Source organism: Arthrobacter sp. efr-133-R2A-63 (assembly GCF_030209795.1).
Lineage (GTDB): Bacteria > Actinomycetota > Actinomycetes > Actinomycetales > Micrococcaceae > Arthrobacter > Arthrobacter bambusae_A.
Genome location: NZ_JARVRG010000007.1, coordinates 26,952 through 49,087 on the forward strand (window position 1 = coordinate 26,952; position 22,136 = coordinate 49,087).

General features: G+C 64.5%; 19 protein-coding genes and 1 tRNA gene. 8 read left to right on the forward strand and 12 right to left on the reverse strand.

Features of this window, described 5'->3' with window-relative positions; all coding sequences use genetic code 11:
* Positions 1-76: 76 nt before the first annotated feature.
* From QRN45_RS03740 to QRN45_RS03750, 3 genes are all read right to left on the reverse strand, one after another.
* On the reverse strand, positions 77-1,129 hold the full coding sequence (locus QRN45_RS03740) for a tRNA (adenine-N1)-methyltransferase (RefSeq protein WP_241707731.1): 1,053 nt from the start codon (positions 1,127-1,129) through the stop codon (positions 77-79).
* A 112-nt stretch (positions 1,130-1,241) separates the two neighbouring features.
* Positions 1,242-2,411, reverse strand: a complete 1,170-nt coding sequence (locus QRN45_RS03745; RefSeq protein ID WP_284762467.1) for a site-2 protease family protein — start codon at positions 2,409-2,411, stop codon at positions 1,242-1,244.
* Positions 2,412-3,155, reverse strand: coding sequence for an HAD family hydrolase (locus tag QRN45_RS03750; protein ID WP_284762468.1), 744 nt, complete (start codon positions 3,153-3,155; stop codon positions 2,412-2,414).
* A 119-nt stretch (positions 3,156-3,274) separates the two neighbouring features.
* On the opposite strand from QRN45_RS03750, the gene QRN45_RS03755 reads away from it, so the two are divergent.
* Positions 3,275-4,180: a PAC2 family protein gene (locus QRN45_RS03755; protein ID WP_078108896.1), complete on the forward strand. Its 906-nt coding sequence runs from the start codon at positions 3,275-3,277 to the stop codon at positions 4,178-4,180.
* A 106-nt stretch (positions 4,181-4,286) separates the two neighbouring features.
* Here the strand turns inward: QRN45_RS03755 and mshC are convergent, their stop codons facing one another.
* Together mshC and QRN45_RS03765 are read right to left on the reverse strand one after the other, a co-directional pair.
* Entirely contained in the window at positions 4,287-5,570 is a 1,284-nt protein-coding gene (gene mshC, locus QRN45_RS03760) for a cysteine--1-D-myo-inosityl 2-amino-2-deoxy-alpha-D-glucopyranoside ligase (protein WP_284762469.1), read from the reverse strand.
* Between the two features lie 16 nt (positions 5,571-5,586).
* Complete coding sequence (locus QRN45_RS03765; RefSeq protein ID WP_078108894.1) at positions 5,587-6,420, reverse strand: undecaprenyl-diphosphate phosphatase; 834 nt, start codon at positions 6,418-6,420, stop codon at positions 5,587-5,589.
* A gap of 52 nt (positions 6,421-6,472) precedes the next feature.
* On the opposite strand from QRN45_RS03765, the gene QRN45_RS03770 reads away from it, so the two are divergent.
* Positions 6,473-7,405, forward strand: a complete 933-nt coding sequence (locus tag QRN45_RS03770; protein WP_241707735.1) for an aldo/keto reductase — start codon at positions 6,473-6,475, stop codon at positions 7,403-7,405.
* Positions 7,406-7,465: 60 nt separating this feature from the next.
* On the opposite strand, the gene QRN45_RS03775 is transcribed toward QRN45_RS03770, so the two are convergent.
* Positions 7,466-7,738 (reverse strand): hypothetical protein, encoded by a 273-nt coding sequence (locus tag QRN45_RS03775; protein ID WP_078108892.1) that lies wholly within the window; start codon positions 7,736-7,738, stop codon positions 7,466-7,468.
* 39 nt (positions 7,739-7,777) lie between these two features.
* On the opposite strand from QRN45_RS03775, the gene QRN45_RS03780 reads away from it, so the two are divergent.
* The gene (locus QRN45_RS03780; protein WP_078108891.1) at positions 7,778-8,011 is read left to right on the forward strand and encodes a DUF5703 family protein; all 234 of its coding nucleotides are present in this window, start codon (positions 7,778-7,780) and stop codon (positions 8,009-8,011) included.
* A 47-nt stretch (positions 8,012-8,058) separates the two neighbouring features.
* Here QRN45_RS03780 and QRN45_RS03785 read toward each other — a convergent pair whose 3' ends face one another.
* Positions 8,059-9,219 carry an acyl-CoA dehydrogenase family protein gene (locus QRN45_RS03785; protein ID WP_241707736.1) on the reverse strand — a complete coding sequence of 387 codons (1,161 nt, stop codon included), beginning with the start codon at positions 9,217-9,219 and terminating at the stop codon, positions 8,059-8,061.
* A gap of 10 nt (positions 9,220-9,229) precedes the next feature.
* Positions 9,230-10,534, reverse strand: coding sequence for a M20/M25/M40 family metallo-hydrolase (locus tag QRN45_RS03790; protein WP_284762470.1), 1,305 nt, complete (start codon positions 10,532-10,534; stop codon positions 9,230-9,232).
* Positions 10,535-10,811: 277 nt separating this feature from the next.
* Here QRN45_RS03790 and QRN45_RS03795 point away from each other — a divergent pair.
* A tRNA-Leu gene (locus QRN45_RS03795) sits at positions 10,812-10,894 on the forward strand.
* A 232-nt stretch (positions 10,895-11,126) separates the two neighbouring features.
* Here the strand turns inward: QRN45_RS03795 and QRN45_RS03800 are convergent.
* The 3 genes from QRN45_RS03800 to QRN45_RS03810 are packed head-to-tail and all read right to left on the reverse strand — an operon-like array spanning position 11,127 to position 14,763.
* Positions 11,127-12,038, reverse strand: coding sequence for a MaoC family dehydratase (locus QRN45_RS03800; RefSeq protein WP_284762471.1), 912 nt, complete (start codon positions 12,036-12,038; stop codon positions 11,127-11,129).
* Entirely contained in the window at positions 12,035-13,387 is a 1,353-nt protein-coding gene (locus QRN45_RS03805) for a 3-oxoacyl-ACP reductase (protein ID WP_284762472.1), read from the reverse strand. The genes QRN45_RS03800 and QRN45_RS03805 overlap by 4 nt, the downstream gene beginning before the upstream one ends.
* 5 nt (positions 13,388-13,392) lie before the next feature.
* Positions 13,393-14,763, reverse strand: coding sequence for an acetyl-CoA C-acetyltransferase (locus QRN45_RS03810; protein ID WP_284762473.1), 1,371 nt, complete (start codon positions 14,761-14,763; stop codon positions 13,393-13,395).
* A gap of 68 nt (positions 14,764-14,831) precedes the next feature.
* Between QRN45_RS03810 and QRN45_RS03815 the strand changes: the two genes are divergently transcribed.
* Both QRN45_RS03815 and QRN45_RS03820 read left to right on the forward strand, forming a co-directional pair.
* Entirely contained in the window at positions 14,832-15,554 is a 723-nt protein-coding gene (locus tag QRN45_RS03815; RefSeq protein WP_284762494.1) for a TetR/AcrR family transcriptional regulator, read from the forward strand.
* Positions 15,555-15,588: 34 nt separating this feature from the next.
* Complete coding sequence (locus tag QRN45_RS03820) at positions 15,589-17,694, forward strand: acyl-CoA dehydrogenase family protein (protein WP_284762474.1); 2,106 nt, start codon at positions 15,589-15,591, stop codon at positions 17,692-17,694.
* 173 nt (positions 17,695-17,867) lie between these two features.
* On the opposite strand, the gene glgA is transcribed toward QRN45_RS03820, so the two are convergent.
* Complete coding sequence (gene glgA / locus QRN45_RS03825) at positions 17,868-19,067, reverse strand: glycogen synthase (protein WP_241707742.1); 1,200 nt, start codon at positions 19,065-19,067, stop codon at positions 17,868-17,870.
* A 104-nt stretch (positions 19,068-19,171) separates the two neighbouring features.
* On the opposite strand from glgA, the gene glgC reads away from it, so the two are divergent.
* Together glgC and QRN45_RS03835 are read left to right on the forward strand one after the other, a co-directional pair.
* On the forward strand, positions 19,172-20,554 hold the full coding sequence (glgC, locus tag QRN45_RS03830) for a glucose-1-phosphate adenylyltransferase (protein WP_078108854.1): 1,383 nt from the start codon (positions 19,172-19,174) through the stop codon (positions 20,552-20,554).
* A 109-nt stretch (positions 20,555-20,663) separates the two neighbouring features.
* Positions 20,664-22,115: an SDR family oxidoreductase gene (locus tag QRN45_RS03835; protein ID WP_284762475.1), complete on the forward strand. Its 1,452-nt coding sequence runs from the start codon at positions 20,664-20,666 to the stop codon at positions 22,113-22,115.
* Positions 22,116-22,136: the final 21 nt, after the last annotated feature.

Sequence of the window (22,136 nt, forward strand, 5' to 3'; positions counted from 1 at the left end):
TATAAATAGACCTTAGCCCTCAAAAGCGTCGGGAAACCTGTGACATCCGGAATGCGGACCAGTTTGTGATGTTTCCTCAGGAAGCAGGCGTGGGGTCGTCCTTGACGTGGGTGCCGGCAATCGCATCGCGTGCCGCCCGACGCAGTTTTTTGTCGGAAACCGCGCGCTCCCCTACGGCGCCCGGTGTCCACGCGTTCAAGTCCTCTTCGCTGAACTCGGTCTTGGACGGACGCCGTTTGACGGAGATTCCGGTCACGCCGTCGGCGAGGCGGCGGGTGACCAAAAGGAAGCCGGTGTGGGCCACCATGCGGTGGTCGGGGCGGACAGCGAGGCCCTCAAGATGCCAGCCACGGACCATGGACTCCCAGGCGTCCGGTTCCGTGAACCGGCCGTCGGCGCGGATGGCTTCGGCAGTGCGGGAAAGCTGGGTCACCGTGGCCACATAGTTGATCCACACGCCGCCGGGGGCCAGGACGGTGGCTACGGCGTCGAGGCATTCCCAAGGAGCGAGCATGTCCAGCACCACACGGTCCACGGATCCGGGCTCTTCACTGCGGACCACTTCCTCCTGGAAGTCGCCCAGCGAGATCTTCCAGGCGGGGTGCGGGCCGCCGAAAATTGTTTCCACGTTGCCGCGGGCGATGTCCGCGAACTCTTCGCGACGTTCGAAAGAGTGCAGGTAACCGTTGTCCCCCACTGCGCGGAGCAGGGAGATCGAAAGGGCGCCCGAACCAACGCCGGCTTCCACAACCCGTGCACCCGGGAAGATATCGGCCATCGTGACGATCTGCCCGGCATCCTTGGGGTAGACCACTGCTGCGCCGCGGGGCATGGACAACACGAAGTCCGAGAGCAGCGGCCGGAGCGTCTGGTACTGCTGGCCGATGTTGTTGGCGACTACGGAGCCATCAACCTGGCCGATGATTTCGTCATGGTTGAGGAAGCCGCGGTGCGTGTGGAAGGCTCCGCCTTCCTCCAAGGTGATGGTGTTCATCCGGCCGCGCTCGTCCGTGAGTTGAACCCGCTCGCCCACGCGGAACGGCCCTCGGCGCCGTGCCGCACCCGTCGGCTGAAGGGCGGTGTCGGCGGCGCCGGTGGCCGTGAAGTTGGCGGCGGTTTCGCTGCTCATGGGGATTTCCTCGCTCCTGTACGGCTGGGCCGTCTTTTGTTGCCACAGTTACTGCTTGGTGATGCGCGGCCGGGTTAATTCACGGCCGGCAGGTAACTCTACCGGGAAGGTCCTACGGGCGTCCGCTCCGTCGGGCTACTTTACCTGTAATGGCTGTCACTACGGCCTGCTGCCGCAGCAGGCCCATGACTGTGCCGGCTTCATCCACGACCGCGTATTCGGCGCCGCTGAGCTGCGCCAAATACTGGATCAGTTCCTGGCCGCTGGACGTCCAGGGCACGTATGCCCCGTCCGCGAGCGGGGTGGAAACCGCGGTCACGAAGGTTATGGATACCTCGGAAGCCGGCACGGCGGCGGCGGCAGCCGGATCAACGAGGCCCTGCGGCCGGCCATCCGGTCCGCAGATCACGACGGCGGGAGTGCCGTAAGGTGCCACGCCCAGGACATCCGCCACAGTCGCCGAGTTCGGAATCCCGACGGCGGGTTCGGCCAAGGCGGCGGCACTCACCGAGGGGAGGCGTCCGCGGAGCGTCGCCTGCTGAATAGCGCCTGAGGCACCCATCCACAGGAAACTGCAGACAAGGATGGTGATGAGCATCAAGGTGAAATTTGGGGTGCTGCCGCTCAGCAAAGGCGGGGCGACGAGCCATACAACCAGGACGATTGCGACGAGCCTTCCGGCCCAGCCAGCCGCCACTGTCCCCTTTTCCTGGCTGCCCGTCACTTTCCATACCGCGGACTCCACCAAGCGCCCGCCGTCCAGGGGCAGGCCCGGGAGCACATTGAAAATGCCGATCAGCAAATTGGCCCACATGAAGCTGTTCGTCAATTCCTCCGCCACCCCGCTAAACGCATGGGCCACCACCAGTGGCCAGGCGGCCGCCGCGAGGACAAAGTTCGCGGCGGGTCCTGCCAAAGCAACAACCACCGAGCGGCCAGGAGAAGAAATGAAGCTCTCGAACTGGGTGTGGCCGCCCCAGAGATTCAAAACGATCTTCTCCGTGGGCCAGCTGAAGGCCTTGGCGGTCAAGGCATGGGCGAGCTCGTGAACCAGCACGGACAGGGCCAGGAGCACCGCATAGGCAAAGGCGACGAAGTACGCTCCGTTCCCCAGAGAGGGGTGCTGCACGAATACGACCGGGCCAACCGCGATCACCGTGAACGCCGCGATGATGAACCAGGAGTAAGCGAGGTACACGGGGATTCCCGCTATCCGGCCGAGGGGAATCCCGTCTTTACTGCCGCGACGAGTGCTATGGCCACCATTCCGGGGAGTGCTCACTTAGTTCGCCCGTCCAAGGAGAGTCCCGGCCGGCGCATTCGCGGAGGCCCTGGCGGCAACAAGCGCTTCCAGATCGGCGACCGTCCTGCCCTGAAGGGTGTCCCAGGTTGCCCGGCGGGGATCCTCCGGCAGCGGCATCTGGTGCGGGATCCCCACAGTCACCACGCCTGAGGCAATCGCGGACGCAACTCCCGGGACCGAGTCCTCGAGTGCGACGCAATGGTCTGCGGTCAGCCCGGGGTCTGTGTCCTGGAGTCGCTCGACGGCGGCAAGGTAAGCCTCCGGGTGGGGTTTTCCTTGGCTCACGGTGTCTCCCGTGATGAGGAACTCAAAGTAGGGCTTGGAGAGGTTGGCCACGACCTCCCGCGCCATGGGGCCTTCCGACATGGTCACGAGGGCGCAGCGGACGCCTGATTGAAACAGTTCGTCAAGCAATTCCTTGGCACCGGGCCGCCACGGCACCTCGACGCGGAGACGGTCGATGACCCGGGCGCTCAAGGAGTCGACGATCTCGCGCTTTTCCAGGTTCACCCCAGCCGTTTGGAGGATGCCGGCCGAATGCATCAGCGACTGCCCTACGAGCTGCATGGCTTGTTCATGGCTCCAGGCGCCACCATGGGACTCCACGAGGGCGCGTTCCGCGGCAATCCAGTATGGCTCGGTGTCCACCAAGGTGCCATCCATGTCCCATAGTGCGGCTTTGAGCTCGGCTTTTACAAAGGGCTGGGTGGCTGAAGCAAGCATGCCTAAAGTCTACGTGGAACGACGGAAGGCAATTGCCGTTCTACGCCGGGGGCGAAGTGTGGCCACGCCGGTCACTTCACGCCATGCATGGGTGGCGGTGTTGGACGTAGGGTGAGTGAATGAACAGTTTGGACGGAGCCCCTGACGGACAGGCCACAACACCCGAGCCTGAGCGCCTTCTCCAGCCTGTAGCCGAAGGCCAGCGCATCACCGTGATGCTCGCGGCTTTCGAAGGTTGGAACGACGCCGGCGAGGCGGCCAGCGATTCCCTCCACTACTTGAACAAGTTGTGGCAAGGAAAGAAAGTGGCATCCGTTGATGCCGACGACTACTACGACTTCCAGTTCACCAGGCCGACCGTTCGACGCACGGCCGCCGGAACCCGCAAAGTGAAATGGCCTTCCACGCGCCTTTACAAGGCGAGCGTCCCGGACAGCAACGTCGACGTGGTGTTCGTGCTCGGCACCGAGCCTTCCTATCGCTGGCGCGCCTACACAGCCGAGCTTCTGGTCCACGCCGAGACGCTCAAGGTTGACTACGTGGTGCTGATCGGCGCGCTTTTGGCCGACGTACCGCACAGCCGGCCGATCCCCGTCAGCACTACCTCGGACGACAGCGGACTGCGGCAGCGCTTGAACCTTGAGGCGTCGCAGTACGAGGGGCCGGTAGGCATTGTGGGTGTGCTGGCGGAGTTCGCGCTGCTCGCGGGGTTGCCCACGGTGTCATTGTGGGCAGCCGTGCCGCACTATGTGGCCCAGCCACCGTCCCCCAAAGCGCAACTGGCCATCTTGAACCGGATCGAGGATCTGCTCCAGGTGCCCTTGGACACCCATGCCCTCAACGAGGAATCCGAGGCGTGGGAGCGCGGAGTGGACGAACTTGCCACGGAAGACCCGGAAATCGCCGCCTATGTGCGGCAGCTCGAAGAGGCCAAGGACACGGCCGACCTCCCGGAGGCCAGTGGCGAATCCATAGCGCGCGAATTCGAGCGCTACCTGAAGCGCAGGGGCAAGGACAAGCCCTGACGGGCCGTCTCCGGGGGTGCGGTGCGCATCTAAGCCAACGCGGGGTCACTTACGGCCCGTCCAAAGGGACATTATGGGCCGTAAGCGACCCCGCGTTGTTTGGATATTAGAGCTCGACGCCAAGCAATCCGTTGATCGCGTCGCTTACCAGCGCGGAATCGAAGGCGCCCGGATTCGCGTTGGACGGGTTGCCAAGGGCCGCAGCGGCCCAGGCATCGACGGCGGCAACCGCGCCGGGAGCGTTGAGGTCGTTGGCGAGCTCTGCACGCATCCGAGTGAGCAGCTGCGCCGCCGTCCCCTCGGGAGCGATATCCCGGGCCGCCCGCCACGTCTTGAGCCGTTCCTTGGCTTCTGCGAAGCCTTCATCGGTCCAGGACCAATCCGAGCGGTAGTGGTGGGCCAGGATCGCCAAGCGGATTGCGGCAGGTTCTTCGCCTGCGGCGCGAAGCTTGGACACGAGGACCAGGTTGCCCTTGGACTTGCTCATCTTTTCGCCGTCGAGGCCCACCATTCCGGCGTGGGCATAGTGGTGCGCCAAGGGAACGCCGCTGAGCGAATACGCGTGTCCGGCACCCATCTCGTGGTGCGGGAAGACGAGGTCCGATCCGCCGCCCTGCACGGTGAAGGGAGCCGGCAGGTACTTCTGGGCGATGACGGTGCATTCAATGTGCCAGCCCGGACGTCCGTCACCGAGGCTCGCGCCGGGCCAGTGCGGCTCGCCGTCGCGGGCAACGCGCCACAGCAAAGGATCAAGGGGATTCCGCTTCCCGGAACGGCCCGGATCGCCGCCGCGTTCGGCGAAAAGCTCCAGCATTTCCACTTCACCGAGCCCGGAGATGTCCCCGAGCGTCCACGCGTCCGGGCTATCCGACGCTTTGCCGGCTGCCTCGACGTCGTAATACACGTCGCCGTCGGGCTCGCCGCCGGTACCGTGCACGCGGTAGGCGAGTTTGTCCGCGATCAGTTTCTCAATGGCCGGGACAATCATCGGGATCGCCTCCACTGCGCCGATGTAATGGTTCGGGGCCAGCACGTTGAGGGCGTCCATGTCGGTATGGAAAAGCTCGATCTGGCTCGCCGCCAGCTCGCGCCAATCGACGCCGGTGGCGGTGCCGCGCTCAAGCAGGGGGTCGTCGACGTCGGTGACGTTCTGGACGTACGCGACCCGCTGGCCGCTGTCCCGCCATGCCCGGTTGAGCAGGTCGAAGGCGACATAGCTCGCCGCGTGTCCCATGTGGGTGGCGTCGTAGGGGGTGATGCCGCACACGTACATGGATTGCTCCGCGCGTGGCTCGACCTCCACCACGGCCCTGAGGGCGGTATCGAACAGCCTCAAAGAGGGCATGCTGCCGGGTAGTTCAGGCACAGGGCGGGAGATCCACGATTTCACAGCCTCAACCATAGTGCTAGGCGCTGATGACATTGAAACCGAGCAGTACATAGAGGGCGAGTCCCAGGAGAATGCGGTACCACACGAAGACGCGGTAGCTGTGGGTGGAGATGAATTTGAGGAACCAGCCGATGATGATGAAGCCCACAACAAAGGCGATAACCGTGGCCAAGGCTGTTTCCGGCAAGCCGAAAGGCCCGGTGATTCCTTCCTTCGACACCACCTTGTATAACTGGTAGAGGCCGCTGCCGAAGACCGCGGGTATGGCCAGCAGGAACGAATAGCGTGCAGCCGCCTCCCGGGTGTACCCCATCAACAGGCCGGCGGTGATGGTTCCCCCGGAGCGGGAGACGCCCGGGATGAGCGCCATCGCCTGAGCCAAGCCGTAAAGGATGCCATGCTTGAAGGTCAATTGGCTCAGCTCGCGTTCCTGCCGGCCCACGGCGTCGGCTACCGCAAGGATCATGCCGAAGACGATCAGCATGGTGGCCACGATCCACAAGCTACGCAGGACGGATTCGATCTGGTCCTGGAAGAGCAGGCCGAGAACGATGATCGGAAGGCTGCCGAGGATCACCAGCCACCCCATCCGCGCGTCGGGATCATCCCTGGAGACCTTGCCGCGCAACGATCCGAACCAGGCACGGACAATCCTGACGATGTCGCGCCAAAAGAAGACGATGACGGCCGTCTCGGTACCCAGTTGCGTGATGGCGGTGAAAGCAGCCCCGGGATCCGCCGCATTGGGCAGGAACGAGCCGACAATTCGCAGGTGCGCGCTTGAAGAAATCGGTAGGAATTCTGTCAGGCCCTGCACGAGGCCAAGGAAGGCTGCTTCTATCCAGTTCACGTGAATAGACCCTACGTCATGATCTAGGCGAACTCCCCGTAAGCTATCAGCTATGCAGCAGCGTTACGTCGGCAACAGCGGGTTTCGGGTGTCCACCCTTTCCCTGGGCACCATGTCCTGGGCGGAAGAAACGGACGAGCAGGATGCACGGGAGTTGCTCCATACGTTCATCGCCGCGGGCGGCACCATGATCGATACCGCGGCCTCCTACGCAGGCGGACAAGCCGAAGCACTCCTGGGCTCCATGCTGGGGGACGTCGTGTCGCGATCGGAGGTTGCCCTCTCCACGAAAGCGGGGATCTCGACGTCGGACAGCCGGCGCAGCGTGGACGCCTCCCGCGGAGCCATGCTGTCCGCCCTCGACGCGAGCCTTGCCCGTTTGCGGACTGACTACGTCGACATTTGGTTCGCGCAGGCCTGGGACGGCAACGTCCCGCTGGACGAAACGCTCTCCGCCCTTGACCTCGCGCTGCGCTCGGGACGCGCACGGTACGTCGGCATCTCCAACTACAACGGCTGGCAGACCGCCAAGGCCGCGGCTGTCGCAGGGTTCACCGTGGTGGCCAACCAATCCGAGTACTCGCTCCTGCACAGGAAGCCCGAAGACGAGCTGGTGCCCGCCGTCGAAGACGCAGGACTCGGACTCATGGCGTGGGGCCCCCTCGGCCGCGGGGTGCTCAGCGGCAAGTACCGTGGGCAGATTCCGTCTGAATCACGTGCGGCCGAAGGCCGCCTCAGCGGTTACGTCGAAAAGTACCTCGACGCGCGGGGGGCGCGGATCGTCGAAGCGGTGGCCATGGCCGCTCGTGGCCTGGGACGGTCCGCCGTGGACGTCTCGCTGAGCTGGTTGCTCTCCCGCCCAGGCGTCTCCACGGCCGTGGTCGGAGCACGCAATGCGGTCCAGCTCAAGGAACTGCTCGACGCACAGCTGGCGCCCCTTCCCGCTGAGATTTCCCGGGCATTGGAGGACGTTTCAGCGGTCTGACCTAGCTGTTACTCCGGCGCTGCCGGCCCCCCATTGCTGGCCTGCATTACTGAGCCTGCATCACTGATCAAGGATCTCCAGCTCGTCTTCATCGAGGAGTTCATTATTCTCCTCGTCGTCATCCTCTTCATCGTCGTCGAACACCTGAAGGGGTGTGACTTCCGAGTAGGCCTCGTATAGTGAGTCCTCATATACCTCAAAGGCATCTGCGACGGCAAAAAACGCTGCCTCCACGGTGGGATCTCCTTCGCCACGGCGGGCGGAAGCGGCAATCAGGTGCTCTTCCAAGGCGGCTGTCAATGACTGAAGCGCGACACGCGGATCGATGCTCATGACTTCACGTTAGCCCGAAAAAGACGAAAATGGAGAGGGATGAGAGAACAATTTCTGAGCAGTTCAGTGGAGCGTCAGCGGGACTACGCAAGGCAGTACGAGTATCTCGTGCTGACCGTCAGCCCTGACGATTCCTTGCCCGAGGCGCGACGTCGGCTCGTGGAGCACTCCGAATACGGCAAGTGGGAACTGGAGCGGAGCATCCTCTATATCGGCGGCGGTCGCCGGTTCTGGCTGCGCCGCAAGGTACTCAACGTGCAGCGCACCGTATAGCAGCACAGCCGTTATTTCAGGGTCCCGCGCTCCAGCTTCCGAGCGTTTCAGCTTTCGAGCGGGCCCAGCCACGCGTTGGCTACCGTGGTGTGCGCTGATTCATCGTTGGACGGATGGAAGATCCCGGCCAGCACATCGCGGTACAGCCGTTCGAGTTCCGAGCCGCGGAAGTAGCTTGAGCCTCCGGAAACCCGGATGGCCACATCCACCATGCTCCGGGCGTTCTCCGTGGCCCGCACCTTGAGGCCCACGAACTTTGGAAACCACTGCGCCCCGTGATCAACCACGGCATCCACGTCACGGGCCACCGAGGCCAACTGGGGCTGGATGGAATCCATGGCCATGGCGGCGTCAGCGATCTTCCAGCGGATGTCCGGGTCCTGCGAGAAGCTTCGGCCGCCGTACTTGGCCGAGGTCCGGCGCGTGACGGCATCGACGGCCAGCTTGAATGCCCGCTCCGCAATGCCCGTATAGACCGCGGCAAGTAGTGTTTCGAAGCACGCGAAGATCGCGAAGATCAACGGATCCTGATTGGGTCCTACAGGCAGTTTCCGGAAGATCCGCTCCGGCCGCACCACGGCACCGTGGAGAAGCGTGGTGTTCGACTGGCTCGCCCGCATGCCCAGGGTGTCCCAGTCATCCAGTGTCTCGTGGCCTGGCGAGTCCCGGTGGAGGAAGCCGAATACCAGCTCACCGCTCCCCTCCCGTGCGCCGCTGTCCTTGCCGAAGATGCCGAGGCGGGTCCACACCGGCGACAGGCTCGTGAAGATCTTCCGCCCGGTGAAGCTGTACCCGCCATCCGGCTGCGGTTCCGCCGTCGTGCCTGAATCAAAGAGCATGGAGTCGTTACCCGGTTCGGAAATCCCGAACGCAAAGACCTCGCCCTGTCCGGCCTCCTTCAGCACAAAGTCAAGGGAGCTGTCGCCACGGGCCGCCAGGACGTGCGCGACGCCGGTCCAGACCAGGTGCATGTTGACGGCCAATGCCGTGGCCGGAGCAGCCGTGGCAAGCCGGCGCTGAAGCGCCGCCGCGGCTTCGAGCCCGAGCCCCAGTCCGCCGTCGGACTCCGGAACGAAGATCTTCAGGCATCCCGCCGCGGCGAGCTCCTCAAGGTCCTCGTGGAAGAACACGTTGTTCCGGTCATAGCCTGCGGCCCGCGCCCGGATGCGCTCGAGCAGCTCGTCCGGCAGGATCTCCTCGGGAATCAAGGGGTTCTCCCTAGTAGTTACTGAGCAGGGTGTTGAGCACCCTGGATCCGAACTTGAGCGAATCGGCCGGAACCCGTTCGTCGACCCCGTGGAACATGCCCGTGAAGTCGAGCTCTTCCGGAAGCATCAGCGGGGCGAATCCGTAGCCTGTGATGCCGATCTTGCTGAGCGACTTGTTGTCGGTGCCGCCGGACAAGGTGTAAGGCAGGACCTTGGCGCCGGGGTCTTCCGTATGCAGGGCGTCGATCATGGCGTCCACCAGGTTGCCGGCAAACGGCACTTCCAGGGACACGTCCTTGTTGACGTAGCTGACCTCCACCCCGTCCCCAGCGAGTTTTTTGACGGTTTCGAAGACCAACTCCTGCTGGCCGGGCAGCGTGCGGCAGTCCACCAGCGCTTCCGCCGATTCGGGGATGACATTGTGCTTGTACCCGGAGCTCAACAAGGTGGGGTTCGAGGTGTTTTGCAGGGTAGCTCCGACGAAGCGCGCTACGGTGCCGAGTTCCTTGAGCAGTGTCTCGGGATTGTCCGGATCGAACTCGACGCCGGTCAGTTCCGTCACGCCGTCGAGGAACTGCCGGGTGGTGGGGGTCAGCTCAATCGGCCAGCGGTATTCGCCGATCCTGGAGACAGCCCCGGCCAGGCGGGTGATCGCATTGTCCGTGTTGATTTGCGAACCGTGCCCGGCCCTGCCGTGTGCCACGAGGCGCAGCCAGGAAAGGCCCTTTTCCGCCGTCTGGAGCAAGTAAGTGCGCTGGCCTCCGATGGTGGCCGAGAAGCCACCCACTTCGGAGATCGCTTCAGTGGCGCCGTCGAAGAGTTCCCTCCGGTGCTCGACGGCGTAGCGCGCGCCGTGGTTGCCTCCGGCTTCCTCGTCGGCGAAGAACGCGAAGATGATGTCGCGCTTGGGCTTGCGTCCCGTGCGGGCGAAGTCACGCATGACCGAGAGGATCATGGCGTCCATGTCCTTCATGTCCACGGCGCCGCGTCCCCAGATGAGTCCGTCCTTGAGTTCGCCGCTGAAGGGGTCAACAGTCCACTGGTCTTTGAGGGCCGGAACGACGTCGAGGTGGCCGTGCACCACGAGGGCGCCGGCCGAGGGGTCCTCGCCCGCCATGCGCGTGACCACATTGGCCCGGCCTGGAGCCGACTCAAAGATTTCCGCGTCCAATCCCACTTCATTAATTAACGCCGCCGTGTATTCAGCTGCGGCGCGCTCCCCGGGACCGGAATCGTCGCCGAAGTTCGAGGTGTCTATGCGGATGAGTTCCTGGCAGATCCGGACTACTTCGTCCTCGGGTCGGATATCAGTCATGGAACTCTCCTTGCTTGCTGGGATGGACGTACTCCGGCGGGAAGGCAGGTGGTGCTGACGCTCCCCGCGCGCTTCCCTCAGCCTACCCACCGCATGCCCGTTTGGCCGCGTGCTTTCCCGCGTTTTGGCGCCGATTGGCAGGCCCCAATTGCCGTTGACGGCGCCGTCTCGCGCTCCGGTTTTTTTATTTCCCAGAAACCGTGTTAGAGTTTTTCTCGCTGCTTCGGAGGAAAGAGAAGCGCCGAGAGGCGCAGAACGAACGCTCCGAACACCACCTGCGCGGGTGGCGGAATGGCAGACGCGCTAGCTTGAGGTGCTAGTCCTCGAAAGGGGGTGGGGGTTCAAGTCCCCCTCCGCGCACAATTGCAAGGCCTGGAATTATGATAATTCCAGGCCTTGTTTGTTTAACTTTGAATTTGCTTTTTCGGACGCTAATGCGGCGTTCATCACATTTATTGAATTGCATTGCCGCTCATTCATTCGAGGCAGTGACCAGGACTGCCGACCTCGCTCCGCGGGGGACGGCGACGGCGGCCGCCCACGTGGGTGACCGCCGTCGTCGTAGCCGTTCCTGAAACCCGAGACCGGAGCCTTACAGGGCCGTCACGGAGCCGCTGAAGTGCCTCCTGCCGCTTCGCGGACTCCAGGCGACGTAGTCCGAACGCTCCCACGAACCTGACGAGGAGTGGACCGTGCCGATTTCCAAGGCCACCCGCGCAGGGAGGTACACGGGTGCCTCGAAGTTCACGTCCCAGCGGAACGCTTCCGCCTTCACCGAGCCAACGTCGGCCAAGGCCCTGGAGGCGAGGTACATGCCGTGCGCGATTGACCGCGGCAGGCCCAGCGCCTTGGCCGAGAGGAGGCTCAGGTGAATCGGATTGAAATCTCCGGATACCGCAGCGTAAAGGCGGCCCGTATCCACGCCGAGCTGCCAGACTGCGGTTGGTGCGGGCGCCCTGAACTCCGCTGGCGCGGCGGCCTCGGCGGCCTTGTCGAATCCCGGAAGGAAGACCCCCTTGGCGAGGTACGTCGAGATGCCGCGCCAGAGCAGCGCCCCGTCATTGCTTGAGCGGACTTCGGCGACGACGTCCAGCTGGGTTCCAGCCCTGTGGCCGCGCATGTTATCGGCCCAGGACCGGACGTCGAGCGGTTCACTGAATTGAACGGGCCGCAACTGCTCCACCTGGTTCTTCAAATGGATCATCCCCAGCAACGGAAGCGGGAAGTCGTCCCGGTTCAGCACGCTCATGGAGACCGGAAACGCGAGGGCGTGGATGAAGCCGGCCCGCAGCGCGTCACTCGCGGTCTCCCCGATCAGGTGCTGGTACTCGGTGAGGTTCGCGACGTCGGCCCGCACCCCGCGGACCTCGTGGCTCCCCTGGGGCAGGGCGGTGGCAGCCGGGAACCCCAGCAACCTCCGCCGCGCCGCCGTCGCCGCCGCATTCACGTACAGCTTCGAGAGCGACGGCAGATCTCCCAGGATGAGGGGTTGTTCCGTGCTCATGCACCCACCAGGTTCTGTCCGCAGACCCTGAGGACTTCACCCGTGATACCTGCGGCCGCATCCGATGCCAGGAACGCAATTGCCTCCGCCACGTCTCCGGGCAGGCCGCCCTGCTGCAGCGAATTGAGCCTGCGGGCCACCTCCCGGGTGGCGAAGGGGATCCGGGCGGTCATGTCGGTCTCGATGAAGCCGGGCGCGACGGCGTTGATGGAGCCGCCGCGTTCTGCGAGCAAGGGCGCCGTGGCCCTGACCATGCCGATCACTCCCCCCTTGGAAGCCGCATAGTTGGTCTGCCCGCGGTTGCCGGCGATTCCGCTCGTGGACGCCACGGACACGATCCGGGGGGTCTTGTGCAGCAGGTCCGAGCCCAGGAGTGCCTCGTTGATCCGCAACTGCGAAGCGATGTTCACGCCGATGACGGAATTCCAGCGGCCCTCATCCATGTTGGCCAGGAGCTTGTCCCGGGTAATGCCGGCATTGTGGATGACGATATCGAGTCCGCCATGGCGTTCCACGGCGTGGTCGATGATGCGCTTCCCGGCGTCCTCAGCCGTGATGTCCAATTGCAGTGCAGTGCCATGGACCTCGTTGGCGACCTCGGCGAGGTGGTCCCCCGCAGCCGGAATATCCACCACCACGAGCCGCGCACCGTCCCTGTGCAGGGTCCGCGCGATCGCCGCTCCGATGCCGCGGGCGGCGCCCGTGACGACGGCGATCTTACCCGCCAAAGGCTTGTCGGCGTCGGCGGGAAGCCGGCCCGTGCCCGACGTGACCGTCAGGAATTGGCCATCCACGAATGCGGACCGACCGGACAGGAAAAAGCGCAGCGCCCCGAGCGTGCTGGGGCTCGTGGTGCCGGCGCCGTCCCCGAGGAGAATGCCGTTGGCCGTGGCACCTGCCCGGAGTTCCTTGGCCAGCGACCGCAGCAGTCCGTCGACTCCTTGCCGGCCGGCAGCAACGGCCGGATTGGCCGCGGAGGCGGAGGTGCGGGAGATCGTGACGACCCTTGCGCTGCGGGCCAAATCCCGGATCGACGGGGCCGCGGTGAGAACGGGTCCGGCAAGCTCATCGGGATGTTCGACGCCGTCGAGCACCAGGATGATCGCCCCCAGCCTTTCCTTGGGCAAGGCCGAACGCCGGACGTCGAGGCCCCAGCCCACCAGGGCGGCAGCCAATTCGTCGGAGCCCGCGGTCTTGCCGTTGCTGCTCCCGAGCACCAGGACGGGTCCCGGAACCAGCGGCTCTCCCGGCTGGTACCTCCGGAGTACGGCAGGTTGGGGCAGGCCGAGCTTTTTCGCCAGGTCCTTGCCGATCCCGTGGCTCACAAACTGTGTGTACTTGTCGGTCACGCCGGTTACCGACCTTCCGGAGCGGAGTACGCCTCAAGGATCGCCACGACTCCCTGCCCTCCGGCAGCGCAGATGGAGATCAGTCCGCGGGCCGGACGACCGTTCACCGGACCGTTCTCGTGGAGCATCTTCGCCAACGAAGCGACGATGCGTCCGCCAGTGGCGGCAAAGGGATGGCCGGCGGCGAGGGACGAGCCGTTGACGTTGAGCTTGGCACGGTCGATCTTGCCGAGTGAACCGTCCAATCCCAGCCGGGTGCGGCCGAATTCCTCGTCTTCCCACGCGGCGAGCGTACTCAGGACGGTTCCCGCAAAGGCTTCGTGGATTTCGAAGAAGTCGATGTCTTCGAAGGACAGCCCGTTGCGGGCCAGGAGCCGCGGCACTGCAAAGGCAGGAGCCATGAGGAGTCCGTCTTTGCCGTGGACGAAATCGACGGCGGCAGCCTCGCCGTCGACGACTACGGCCAGCTTGGGCAGGCCCCGGGCGTCCGCCCATTCCTCGCTGCCGAGGAGCACCGTGGAGGCACCGTCCGTGAGAGGGGTGGAGTTGCCGGCCGTCATGGTCGCCTCCGCGCCTAGGCTCTTGCCGAAGACGGGCTTGAGGGTAGCCAGCTTCTCCATGGACGTGTCGGGCCGGAGGTTCGAATCACGGCTCAGCCCCCGGTACGGAGTCACGAGGTCATCGAAGAAGCCACGTTCGTAGGCCGCGGCGAGATTGTGGTGGCTATTGAACGCGATCTCGTCCTGCGCCTCGCGGCTGATCTTCCACTGGGCCGTGGTCAGCGCCTGGTGCTCCCCCATGGACAGGCCGGTCCTGGGTTCTCCGGTGTTCGGAGCATCCGGGGCGAGGTCCTTGGGACGCAGCCGCGAGAGGACCTTGAGCCGATCGGGCAGGGATTTGGCGCGATGGAGGTCGAGCAGGACTTCGCGGAGGCCTTCGCTCACGGCAATGGGGGCATCCGAGGCAGAGTCGACGCCGCCCGCGATGGCCGAGTCGATCTGGCCCAGCTTGATCTTGTTGGCGAGGCCCAGGACGGTCTCAAGACCGGTGGCGCACGCCTGCTGGAGATCGTAGGCGGGCGTCTCCGGGGAAAGGGCCGAACCGAGGACCGCTTCGCGTGTCAGGTTGAAGTCGCGGGAGTGCTTCAGGACGGCTCCGGCGGCTACCTCACCGATCCGCTCCTCTTGAAGCCCGAAACGTGCGATCAGTCCGTCGAGGGCCGCCGTCAGCATGTCCTGGTTCGATGATTTGGTGTAGGCGCCCCCGGTCCGGGCAAAGGGAATCCTGTTCCCGCCAACCACCACGGCCCTGCGGAGCGTGCCCTGGGTTGCGGGGGATTCGTGTGGTGCGCTCGCGGAATGTGCTGCTGCAGGCATGCGTTTCTCCTTATGATCACATCGGGTTACTGATACCCAGCGTACCTGATACGCTGAGTATCGTGAACATCCCCAGCCTAGGACTTCCTGCCGAAAACGACGCCGGCCCTCCGCTCCCCGCGGACGGCGAGGCTCCCGCCGTCGACGGCCGCGCCGCCCGCTGGCAGGCCCACCGCGAAGAACGCCGACGCGACCTCATCAAGGCCGCCCGCAAGGCCGTCCATGCGCTGGGCAGCGACGCCTCCATGGAAGACATCGCGACCGCGGCAAGTACCTCCAAGTCGGTGTACTACCGGTACTTCGGGGACAAAGCCGGCCTCCAGCAGGCAATGGGCGAAGTAGTACTGGGACAAATGCAACGGCGGATGAAGGAAGCGGCCGAAAGCGCCCAGACTCCACGCGAAGGCTTGTTCGCCATGGTCTCCGCATACCTGCAGATGGCGGAGTCCAGCCCCGCCGTCTACGCGTTCATCACGCGGCTTTCCCAAGGGGAACCGTCGGCGCAAGACGCCATTGCCGCCTCGGGAGCTCTCGGCCACTTCTTCGAGTCGATCAGTGCCATGATCGCCCGGCCGATGCGCGAACACCTGGGGGCGGAAAAGGAAGCGTTGATCGACTACTGGCCCACCGCGGCCATCGGGTTGGTCCGCAACGCCGGCGAAAGGTGGCTCGGCAGCCCTGCCTCCGCCGCAAAACCCGACCAGGAAACGATGGCGGCCCGGATCACTGACTGGCTGTGCGTGGGAATCGCCCCGGAACTCAAGATCAACTCCCCTGAATATCAGCAATGACTCCACGTTGTTCGGAACCAAAGAAGGAATCACGATGACTGAAGTAGTGGACCGTACCTCCTCCAGCCGGGCGTCCGCCGGAACGCCGTCAACCCCGCAGCCCGTTGCGGCCGACCCTACCGTGGACGTCGCGGCCCTTGGCGAACTGTTGCTCGGCAAGTGGGCCCACATTCGCCACACGGCGCGTGACCTCGCGGGCCGCCCCGAGGTGCACAAGATCGAAGGCTTGACGCATACCGAACACCGCAAGCGCGTCTTCGGGCAGCTGAAGTACCTCGTGGACAACAATGCCGTGCACCGGGCTTTCCCCGCCAGCCTCGGCGGGTCGGATGACCACGGCGGCAACATCGCCGGCTTCGAGGAGCTCGTCACTGCGGATCCCTCACTGCAGATCAAGGCCGGCGTGCAATGGGGTCTCTTCGGTTCAGCGGTGATGCACCTCGGCACGGAGGAGCACCAGAACGCCTGGCTGCCCGGGATCATGAGCCTGGAGATCCCCGGCTGCTTCGCCATGACCGAAACCGGACACGGCTCCGACGTGGCGAGCATCGCCACCACGGCCACGTATGACGAGGCCACCCAGGAGTTCGTCATCAACACCCCGTTCCGCGCCGCATGGAAGGACTACATCGGCAACGCAGCCGAGGACGGCCTGGCCGCCGTCGTGTTCGCCCAACTGGTGACCCGCAACGTGAACCATGGCGTCCACGCGTTCTATGTCGAGCTGAGGGACCCGGACACCAAGGAGTTCCTGCCCGGAATCGGCGGCGACGACGACGGCGTCAAGGGCGGCTTGAACGGGATCGACAACGGCCGCCTGCACTTCAGCGATGTGCGTGTCCCGCGCACCAACCTGCTCAACCGCTACGGCAACGTCTCCCCCGAAGGCGAGTACACCTCGCCCATCGCGAGCCCCGGACGGCGATTCTTCACGATGCTCGGCACCCTGGTGCAAGGCCGGGTCTCCCTCGACGGAGCCGCCGTCGCCGCCAGCAAGGTGGCCTTGACCACCGCGATCCGGTACGCCGCCGAACGGCGCCAGTTCAACGCTTCTTCCCCTACCGACGAGGAGGTCCTGCTGGACTACCAGCGGCACCAGCGCCGCTTGTTCACCCGGCTTGCCACCACCTTTGCGGCGAGCTTCGCGCACGAGCAGCTGCTCGAAAAATTCGACGACGTCTTCTCCGGCCGTCACGACACCGACGCCGACCGCCAGGACCTCGAGACCCTCGCGGCGGCCCTCAAGCCCATGAGCACCTGGCACGCCCTCGACACGCTGCAAGAGTGCCGCGAGGCCTGCGGCGGCGCCGGATTCCTTATCGAGAACCGTTTCGCCTCGCTCCGTGCGGACCTGGACGTCTACGCCACTTTTGAGGGTGACAACACCGTGCTTCTCCAGCTCGTCGCCAAGCGCCTCCTGGCCGACTACGCCAAGGAGTTCCGCAACGTCGACTTTGGCGTGCTGGCCCGCTTCGTGGCTGCCCAGGCTGCCGACGTCGCCATCAACCGGACCGGCCTGCGGCAAGTGGCACAGTTCGTGGCAGACACCGGATCAGTCCAGAAAGCCGCTCTGGCCCTGCGCGACGAAGAAGGCCAACGCACGCTCCTGACAGACCGGGTGCAGTCCATGGTGGCTGAGGTGGGCTCTGCTCTCAAGGGTGCGAACAAGCTCCCGCAGCATCAGGGCGCCGCATTGTTCAACCAGCACCAGGACGATTTGATTGAAGCCGCCCAGGCCCACGCCGAACTGCTGCAATGGGAAGCGTTCACGGAAGCCCTCGGCAAGGTCGGCGATCCGGATACCTTGAAAGTGCTGACCTGGCTCCGCGACCTGTTCGGCCTCTCGCTCATCGAAAAGCACCTCTCCTGGTACCTCATGAACGGCCGCCTTTCCATGCAGCGCGGACGCACCGTGGGGGCCTACATCAACCGGCTGCTCGTCAAGATCCGTCCCCACGCCCTCGACCTGGTCGATTCCTTCGGCTACGGTCAGGAGCACTTGCGGGCGCCCATCGCCTCGGGGGCCGAGAAGGTCCGACAGGACGAGGCCCGCGGCTACTTCCAGGCGCAACGGGCAGGCGGCAACGCCCCCGCCGAGGAGAAGAGCCTCCTCGCCTTGAAGGGGAGGAAAGCCGGCTAGCATCCTGCCGTGACCGGCCGGTGAACAGTTGCCGAATCCTTTAACGACGACGGCGGCGCCGCACCCCCGCTGAGGGGCCCGGCGCCGCCGTCGTTCTTTCCCAACTAGCTCGCATTTGTTGTCGTTATGAGCCCTCAAAACGACGTTAACTGCGAGTTAGTTGGGCTGGTGGGTCAGGGGGCGAGGACTGAGCGGTACACCTCGAGGGTTGTTTCGGTGATCGACTCCCAGGAGAAGTGCTCCTCCGCCCGGACGCGGCCCGCGGCGCCCATGACCTTGGCCCGTGCGGGATCGGACACCACCTCGTTGAGGGCAGCGGCGAAATCGGCGACGAACTTCTCGGGATCCAGCGGGGTGCCGGTACCGTCCGTGACCTGCTCCAGCTCCACCAGCAGTCCCGTTTCGCCGTGCTGAACCACCTCGGGGATGCCGCCCGTTGCGCTCGCCACCACGGCTGCGCCACAGGCCATGGCCTCGAGGTTGACGATGCCGAGGGGCTCGTAGATCGACGGGCAGGCGAAGGCCGTCGCATGGCTTAGCACCTGGATGAGCTCATGCCGCGGAAGCATGCGTTCGATCACCAGGACCCCGTCGCGCTTGCTCTGCAGGTCGCCGATGAGCCGGGCCGTTTCCGCTGCGAGTTCCGGGGTGTCCGCCGCACCCAGGCAAAGCACAAGCTGCACATCGTCGGGGAGGCTCGCGGCCGCCTTCAAGAGGTACGGAACACCCTTCTGGCGCGTGTTGCGTCCCACGAAGACCACACTGGGCTTCGCGGGGTCGATGCCGAGGGCGCGAATAGCGTCTTCGCCGTGGTCCGGCTGCCACATCTCGACGTCGATGCCGTTGTGTACCACTCGCACCTTGGCCGGGTCCACGTTCGGATAGCTGCGCAGGATGTCTTTCCGCATGCCTTCCGAGACGGCGATGATGGCCGCCGCGGCCTCATAGGCGGTCTTTTCAACCCATGAGGACAGCGCGTAGCCACCACCGAGCTGCTCCGCTTTCCACGGCCGCAACGGCTCCAGGCTATGGGCGCTGAGCACATGAGGTATCCCATGCAACAGCGACGCCAGGTGGCCGGCCATGTTGGCGTACCAGGTATGGGAGTGGACCAGGTCCGCTCCGGCGATGTCCGGCACGATGCGCAAATCCACCCCGAGGGTCTGGACGGCGGCATTCGCAGCCCCCAGATCATCCGGAGTGGAATACGACGTCACCGTCGCACCGTGGAAGTCCGCATCACGGGGCGCGCCGAAGGCACGCACCTGCAGATCCACATGCTTCGCCAAGACGCGGCTGAGCTCGGCAACATGCACACCGGCCCCGCCATAGATTTCGGGTGGAAACTCTTTAGTCACAATGTCTACGCGCACGCTACCTAACGTAGTCCTTCCGGAGTATGTGTTCTAGTGTGAAAGGGTCCGGCAACCCGGGCTTTTTTCGGGGGCTACAAAGACGTACAGGGAGAGCAAACACCATGGCGTTGAAGAAAGTATTGTCAATTGTGTTGGCTGGCGGCGAAGGAAACCGCCTTATGCCATTGACGGCAGACAGGGCAAAACCTGCGGTGCCGTTTGCGGGGGGCTATCGATTGATCGATTTCGCTCTCTCGAATCTGGTCAATTCCGGGTACCTCCAGATCGTGGTGTTGACCCAGTACAAATCGCACAGTCTTGACCGCCACATTTCCGAGACCTGGCGGATGTCCACCCAGCTGGGAAGATACGTGGCCTCGGTTCCCGCCCAGCAGCGCGTGGGCAAGAGCTGGTTCCTCGGCAGCGCGAATGCCATCTACCAGTCCCTGAACCTCATTCACGACGCCAACCCCGACATTGTTGTCGTTGTCGGTGCGGACCACGTTTACCGCATGGACTTCCAGCAGATGGTCCAACAGCATGTGGCCAGCGGCGCCAAGGCCACAGTTGCGGCCGTCCGACAGCCGCTGAACATGGCCAACCAGTTCGGCGTGATCGAGGTCGACAAGAACGATCCGCAGAAAATTTCGGCGTTCGTGGAGAAGCCTGCCGAAACGGAAGGCCTCGCCGCTGATCCCTCGCAGTTCCTTGCCTCCATGGGCAACTATGTCTTCGACGCCGACGCCCTGGTGGAAGCACTTCGCATCGATGCGGAGCGCCTGGACACCAAACACGACATGGGAGGCGACATCATCCCCTACTTCGTGTCACAGGGTGAGGCGGGCGTCTACGACTTCACGCTCAACGATATTCCCGGTTCAACAGAGCGCGACCGCACGTACTGGCGCGATGTTGGAACCATCGATTCGTTCTATGACGCCCACATGGACCTGATTTCACCCGTTCCGATATTCAACCTGTACAACTCGGAATGGCCCATCTACACGCGGCAGAGTATTTCACCGCCGGCTAAGTTCGTCCGGGGCGAGAACAGCACCGTGGGCACCGCGCTGGACTCCATCGTGGCCAGTGGCTCGGTAATCTCCGGCGGAATCGTGGAAGGGTCCGTGCTGTCCAACGATGTTTACGTAGGACCGGCCACCAGGGTCCAGGACTCGGTGCTGATGGACAAGGTGCGCATCGGTGCAGGTGCCGTGGTCAAGCGAGCCATCATCGACAAAAACGTGAAAGTGCCCGCCGGGGCTGCCATTGGCTTGGATCCCGACCTCGACCGGGCCCGCGGCTTCAAGGTCACCGAATCCGGAATCACCGTGCTCGCAAAGGACCAGGTGGTACCAGAGCCGGAGGCCTCCGAGCTCGCCCTGGCGGCTGAATACCGCCGCTCGGTGCCGGAGGCGATCAAGGCTGCCACCGAGAAGTTCCCCGACATCAGGGACTCCGCGGAGCAGGTCACGAAAATCCAGGCTTCCTCGGTAGAGGTCTGACCCGGAACCCCGGAACCAGGACAGCCCCCCGGCCTCCCGGGCGGCAGCAGGCCTCCCGCCACTGCCGCACGGGAGGCTTTGCTGTGCCCGACCCTGTAAAATTGACCCAATGAGCCCCGCCGATTTGACGCCTGAAGAGATCCAGGCCTGCCTCAAGGTCTTGAACACCATCCACGCCTACGACGAGGAGCACCCGGACTACGTCGCCATCCGTCGTGCCACGGGAAAGATGTTCAAGGCCGTCAAGCGGCACCGCCGGGTCACCAAGCGGGACGAGATCGCGGAAGCCGATCGTGCTGTCATTGCGTTGACTGCCACCGCAGCCCCGGACAGGATCGACGACGAGACCCGCGGGAACAAGCTGGCTACCTCGGCCACGGGCGAAATCGCGGGCCACCTCATCCGGTCCAGGCCCTGCTACATCTGCAAGCAGCACTACACGCAAGTAGACGCGTTCTACCACCAGTTGTGCCCGGAATGCGCGGCCTTCAGCCACAGTAAGCGCGATGCCCGCACGGACCTCAGCGGACGCCGTGCCCTCCTGACGGGCGGGCGGGCCAAGATCGGCATGTACATCGCCCTCCGCTTGCTCCGCGACGGCGCGCACACCACCATCACCACCCGCTTCCCCAAGGACGCGGCACGACGTTTCGCCGCCATGGAAGACAGCGTGGACTGGCTGCACCGGCTCAGGATTGTGGGCATTGACCTCCGGGATCCCTCACAGGTCATGGCGCTCACGGACTCCCTCAACGAAGCCGGCCCGCTCGACATCATCATCAACAACGCCGCCCAGACTGTCCGGCGTTCGGGGAATGCGTACAAGCCCCTGGTGGATGCCGAGGATGAGCCCCTGCCCGAGGCCCTGCAGGCAGCCAACGGCGGTCCGGAGCTGGTCACCTTCGGCCATGCCCACGACAAGCACCCCTTGGCCATCACCCAAAGCGTCACCGATCATCCCGTGCTGGCAGGTGATGCGATTACCTCGCTCGCATTGTCCACGGGCTCCGCGTCGTTGGCGCGGATCGCGACAGGTACCGCGATCGACGCCGGCGGCCTGGTTCCCGACCTTGCGGCCATCAACAGCTGGACCCAAGTGGTGGACGAAGTCGATCCGCTCGAGATGCTCGAGGTTCAGCTCTGCAACGTCACGGCGCCGTTCCTGCTGGTCAGCCGGCTCCGGGGCGCCATGAAGCGCTCCACGGCACACCGAAAGTACATCGTGAACGTCTCTGCCATGGAAGGGCAGTTCTCCCGCGCCTACAAAGGCCCGGGGCACCCGCATACCAACATGGCAAAAGCCGCGTTGAACATGATGACCCGGACCAGCGCACAAGAGATGCTGGACAGCGACCGGATCCTGATGACCGCCGTCGACACCGGATGGATCACTGATGAACGCCCGCATTACACCAAGGTGCGGCTCATGGAGGAAGGCTTCCATGCTCCGCTCGACCTGGTCGATGGTGCGGCGCGTGTCTACGATCCGATCGTGATGGGCGAAAACGGCGAAGACCAGTACGGCGTCTTCCTGAAGGACTACAAGCCCTCCCCCTGGTAAGACCAGGCGGAGGGCCGCGTG

Bases quoted from the DNA above. Each gene is read 5' to 3' on its own strand.
- QRN45_RS03790 (WP_284762470.1), bottom strand. From the start codon at position 10,534: ATGACTGATATCCGACCCGAGGACGAAGTAGTCCGGATCTGCCAGGAA.
- QRN45_RS03810 (WP_284762473.1), bottom strand. From the start codon at position 14,763: ATGCCTGCAGCAGCACATTCCGCGAGCGCACCACACGAATCCCCCGCA.
- QRN45_RS03750 (WP_284762468.1), bottom strand. From the start codon at position 3,155: ATGCTTGCTTCAGCCACCCAGCCCTTTGTAAAAGCCGAGCTCAAAGCC.
- QRN45_RS03770 (WP_241707735.1), top strand. From the start codon at position 6,473: ATGCAGCAGCGTTACGTCGGCAACAGCGGGTTTCGGGTGTCCACCCTT.
- QRN45_RS03755 (WP_078108896.1), top strand. From the start codon at position 3,275: ATGAACAGTTTGGACGGAGCCCCTGACGGACAGGCCACAACACCCGAG.
- glgC (WP_078108854.1), top strand. From the start codon at position 19,172: ATGGCGTTGAAGAAAGTATTGTCAATTGTGTTGGCTGGCGGCGAAGGA.
- QRN45_RS03835 (WP_284762475.1), top strand. From the start codon at position 20,664: ATGAGCCCCGCCGATTTGACGCCTGAAGAGATCCAGGCCTGCCTCAAG.
- QRN45_RS03820 (WP_284762474.1), top strand. From the start codon at position 15,589: ATGACTGAAGTAGTGGACCGTACCTCCTCCAGCCGGGCGTCCGCCGGA.
- QRN45_RS03800 (WP_284762471.1), bottom strand. From the start codon at position 12,038: ATGAGCACGGAACAACCCCTCATCCTGGGAGATCTGCCGTCGCTCTCG.
- QRN45_RS03740 (WP_241707731.1), bottom strand. From the start codon at position 1,129: ATGAGCAGCGAAACCGCCGCCAACTTCACGGCCACCGGCGCCGCCGAC.
- QRN45_RS03775 (WP_078108892.1), bottom strand. From the start codon at position 7,738: ATGAGCATCGATCCGCGTGTCGCGCTTCAGTCATTGACAGCCGCCTTG.
- QRN45_RS03780 (WP_078108891.1), top strand. From the start codon at position 7,778: ATGAGAGAACAATTTCTGAGCAGTTCAGTGGAGCGTCAGCGGGACTAC.